At 51.9% G+C, this 4,554-nt stretch carries 3 protein-coding genes and 1 tRNA gene; all 4 read left to right on the top strand.

Going from position 1 to position 4,554, the window contains the following annotated elements; translation table 11 throughout:
- Positions 1-232 precede the first annotated feature (232 nt).
- A complete protein-coding gene (gene ftsA, locus ABYW01_RS14880) occupies positions 233-1,471 on the top strand; it encodes a cell division protein FtsA (protein WP_372834094.1) in 1,239 nt (412 codons plus the stop codon).
- A 67-nt stretch (positions 1,472-1,538) separates the two neighbouring features.
- The gene (gene ftsZ / locus ABYW01_RS14875; RefSeq protein ID WP_372834092.1) at positions 1,539-2,732 is read left to right on the top strand and encodes a cell division protein FtsZ; all 1,194 of its coding nucleotides are present in this window, start codon (positions 1,539-1,541) and stop codon (positions 2,730-2,732) included.
- A 217-nt stretch (positions 2,733-2,949) separates the two neighbouring features.
- A tRNA-Ser gene (locus tag ABYW01_RS14870) sits at positions 2,950-3,037 on the top strand.
- Between the two features lie 266 nt (positions 3,038-3,303).
- A partial coding sequence (locus tag ABYW01_RS14865; protein ID WP_372834089.1) for an AMP-binding protein occupies positions 3,304-4,554 on the top strand: 1,251 nt, incomplete at its 3' end.

Below are 4,554 nucleotides of genomic sequence, written 5' to 3'. Positions count from 1 at the left end.
GCTTTGATACGGTAGCCGCTTGAAAAACAACAATAATTTCTCTTAAGGCTGGCTGAAGTCGGCCGATAACATCTATACGAAAATTATGGCTTGATTGTTCACGTGAGCATGCTTTACTTGTCGGCATAGAGAAAATATACGTTCAAAAATTAAGCGGTTTTTCTCTACTTGCTCTAAAGTGCTTAATGTTTAAAAAGCAAACAATGTGAGAAAAACAGTGGCTGATTCAAATATGATCGTCGCACTGGATATAGGTACCGCTAAGGTGGTTTGTCTGGTGGCCGAGGTCGGACCTGACGGGGAAGTGCAAGTAGTGGGCGTAGGCTCGCATGCTTCTCGTGGTCTGAAGCGCGGCGTCGTTGTGAATATTGAATCAACCGTCAATTCAATTCAGCGAGCGGTAGAAGATGCTGAGTTGATGGCGGGTTGTAAAATACACTCTGTGAACGTGGCTTTAGCGGGTAGCCATATCAGTGCAATCAATTCTCAAGGAATTGTGGCGCTGAAGGACCGCGAAGTGACTGCTCAGGATCTGGAACGTGTTATAGATGCAGCGCGCGCTGTACCAACACCTGCAGATCAACGTATTTTGCACATTTTACCGCAAGAATATGCGATTGATAGCGAGCAAGGTATCAAGGAGCCGCTGGGTATGTCCGGTGTGCGTCTTGAAGCCAAGGTCCATCTGGTGACAGGTGCGGCAAACGCCATCCAAAATATTGAAAAGTGTGTGCGGATGTGTGGCCTCGAAATTGATTCGCTGGTACTGAGTCAGCTGGCTTCCAGTCACTCCGTGCTGACAGAAGACGAAAAAGATCTCGGTGTCTGTCTGGTTGATATCGGTGCAGGCACAAGTGATATGGCCGTCTATGTAGGCGGGGCTTTGTACCACACTGCGGTTGTTCCGGTGGCCGGAGATCAGGTCACTAATGACATTGCGGTGGCGTTGCGTACGCCAACGCAGAATGCAGAAGATTTGAAGATTAAGTATGCATGTGCACTCTCTCAGCTGGCGAGCGCACATGAAATTGTTAAGGTCCCGAATGTGGGGGATCGCCCGGCAAAAGAACTGTCGCGACAGGCGCTTGCTGAAGTGGTTGAACCACGTTACGAAGAACTGTTTGTGCTGATTCAGAAGGAATTGAAGCGCAGCGGATTCGAAGGACTGATACCAACCGGCATCGTGTTAACCGGTGGTACGGCTCGCATGGAAGGAGCGATTGAGCTGGCTGAGGAAATTTTCCACATGCCCGTGCGCCTGGCATCGCCAAAAGGCCTCGGCAGTATGTCGGATATTCTGGGTAATCCCATGTATGCCACGGCGGCAGGATTGCTCAGACTTGCAGATGCAAGCGAACAAGATGGGGCTAGCACATCAGTATCGATAGTAGAGCCAGAGAGCTCTGAGTTTCAGATTGTGCAGCCAAACCTGATCCACCGGATGAAATCCTGGATTCAGGCAAACTTTTAATGGGTGAAAAGGTGCGCTAAGCGCAACTGGCGTTATGGGTTGGCGCCAACCTAGAGGGGAAATGAACATGTTTGAGTTGGTCGATAGTATCCCGCAGAGTGCTGTGATCAAAGTGATCGGCGTAGGCGGTGGCGGCGGTAATGCCGTGCAGCATATGGTTACCACCGAGGTAGAAGGTGTTGATTTTATCTGTGCAAATACCGATGCGCAGGCTCTGGATAACATGGCGGCGCAGGCTGTTATCCAGATCGGTGGTGAGATGACTAAAGGCCTTGGTGCTGGTGCGAACCCGGAAGTGGGGCGTCAGGCAGCAATGGATGATCGTGACCGTATCGCAGAGATGCTGTCAGGCGCCGATATGGTATTTATCACGGCCGGTATGGGCGGTGGCACAGGTACCGGTGCGGCGCCAGTTGTGGCCGAAGTTGCTCGTGATATGGGTATTCTGACGGTCGCAGTCGTGACTAAGCCGTTTTCATTTGAGGGCCGTAAACGTCTGAAGATTGCAGACGAAGGCATCAAAGAATTAAAAGAGAATGTTGATTCACTGATCATCATTCCAAACCAGAAGCTGTTGCCTGTACTGGGTAAAAACACCAGTCTGATCAACGCGTTCAATACTGCAAATGACGTATTGAAAGGTGCGGTTCAGGGTATTGCTGATTTGATCATCCGTCCGGGTATGATCAACGTCGACTTTGCAGACGTTCGAACCGTTATGTCCGAAATGGGCATGGCGATGATGGGTAGCGGAGCGGGTCGCGGTGACAACCGTGCGACTGAAGCGACTGAAGCGGCGATCAACAGCCCGCTGCTGGAAGATGTTGATCTGAAAGGTGCCAGTGGCATTCTGGTTAACATCACCGCCGGACTGGACCTGAGCTTGGGTGAGTTTTCGGAAGTGGGTAACATCGTTGAAGAATATGCATCGGATTCTGCGACGATCGTTGTGGGGACAGTCATTGATCCAGAGATGAGCGACGAGCTGAAGGTTACTGTTGTCGCGACAGGTCTGGGTCGTGCGAAAGAACAGGAAGTGCGCGTAGTGAGCACGGGCGGTGGCCGCGCTGCGGCAGCGACAACTGACTACAGCCAGCTGGAACTGCCGACTGCGATGCGTAATCGTGCGGAAGCAGAGAAATCCAAGCGCGTAACGGAACCAACCCGTGAGCCAGAGCCAGAAATGCAGAATGGCCGCACGGGAACTGATGATATGGATTTCCTGGATATTCCAGCATTCCTGCGTCGTCAGGCTGACTAAGTCAGTCACCAGTTACCATTGCATTAGCCGTCCGGTGAAAATCGGGCGGCTTTTTTATTGTCTGTTTTTCAGGCAATAGAATCGAGTGATTCTTGCGAATTATGCGGATATAAAATAAAGCCGAAAATACGTAACTAATTGCTTGATTCAGAAGGATAACTACATTAAAGTACGCACCTCGTTTGAGGCGCTGCCTGCAGTGTTTAAAACGAAGTTCGGTGAGGTGTCCGAGTGGCCGAAGGAGCACGCCTGGAAAGTGTGTATACGGAAACGTATCGAGGGTTCGAATCCCTCCCTCACCGCCATCCGAATTTATAGCGAAGAAGCCCTGGTTTAGCGACCGGGGCTTTTTTGTATCTGCGATGTCCGATGGTATTCGTTATCTGAGAAGCTGAGCTGGAATGCCACGTGATGTCTGATCAGTGTGTGGTAGCACGTATGAACCGTCTTAAGGCTGAAAGCTTATTCATAGGCTCCTTAGGCTTCTAATTTCCCGTCCGTCGGTAATCCCCCGCAATAGAAGCAACCTTCCTATACTACTATTTGAGCACCGACCTCCAGCGAGGTAGTTTTGAAGGATAATCCAAACCGGACAACCCAGCGTGTTGCCACCCAGCTCCTGCGAACGGTAAAGCAGGTCGCGCGCGAGTTACATCCCCAGCAGCATTTTTCAGCACAGCTGAATCTGGACAGTTCTCTGGATTCAGATTTCGCTTTTGACAGCCTTGGCAGGGTTGAGCTGTTGCTGCGCCTCGAGCGTACGTTTGAGGTGGCGATCCCCGACTCGCTGCTAAGTAGTGCGGATACGCCTCGTGATCTTCTAAGAGCCGTTCTGGGAGGGCAATGCCGAGTTTCAGGCTCTGTTTTGCCCGAGGTCGAGCGTGTTGATGCAGTGTTACAGGAATCCTGCCTTGTACCTGAGCAAGCTGAGACCCTCACCGAGGTTCTGGAGTGGCATCTGCTCAACCATCCAGACCGAACACATATCCGGCTCTACGACCCGGATAGCGAAGGTGCAGCGATCAGCTTTCGTCAGCTGAAGATGGGGGCGATGCGGGTTGCAGCAGGCTTGCAAAAGCTGGATCTACGGCCTCAGGAGCCGGTTGTCCTGATGTTGCCGACCTGTGAAGACTATTTTTACTGCTTTTTTGGTGTGCTGTACGCGGGGGGGATCCCTTGTCCGATCTACCCGCCGGGGCGTATTAGCCAGATCGAAGATCATCTCAACCGCCATGTCAGTATTGTGCAGAATGCTGGCGCCGGGATCATGCTGACTCAGGTCGAAGCCTTGCCGTTTGCCGGTTTACTGCTGAGCCGGGTGAGATCGTTACGTCATCTGGTGACGGCAGCGGCGGTGCAAGCCGATTGCGATCTCCCGGATCTGCCGAAACTGCACGCAGAAGATATCGCTTTTTTGCAGTATACCTCCGGCAGCACCGGTACACCCAAAGGGGTGGTGCTGACTCATGCCAATTTGCTGGCGAATGTACGAGCTATGGGGGAGGTGGTGAAGGCCAATTCCAGCGATGTGTTTGTCAGCTGGTTGCCGCTTTATCATGACATGGGGTTGATTGGGGCCTGGTTCGGCAGTCTCTATCACGCCGCACAACTGGTCATTATGTCGCCGCTCAGCTTTATTGCCCGGCCTCAGCGTTGGCTGGAAGCGATCCACCGCTTTCGGGGTACCTTATCGGCATCACCTAATTTTGGTTATGAACACTGTGTCCGTCTGATTGACGATGAGACGCGACAGCAGCTTGATCTCTCTTCCTGGCGTTGTGCTTTTAACGGAGCAGAACCCGTCAGCCCTCAGACATTAAGT

Origin of the sequence: Pontibacterium sp. (assembly GCF_041587635.1) — a bacterium.
Lineage (GTDB): Bacteria > Pseudomonadota > Gammaproteobacteria > Pseudomonadales > Balneatricaceae > Pontibacterium.
This window is presented reverse-complemented; position numbering and strand designations above follow the sequence as displayed.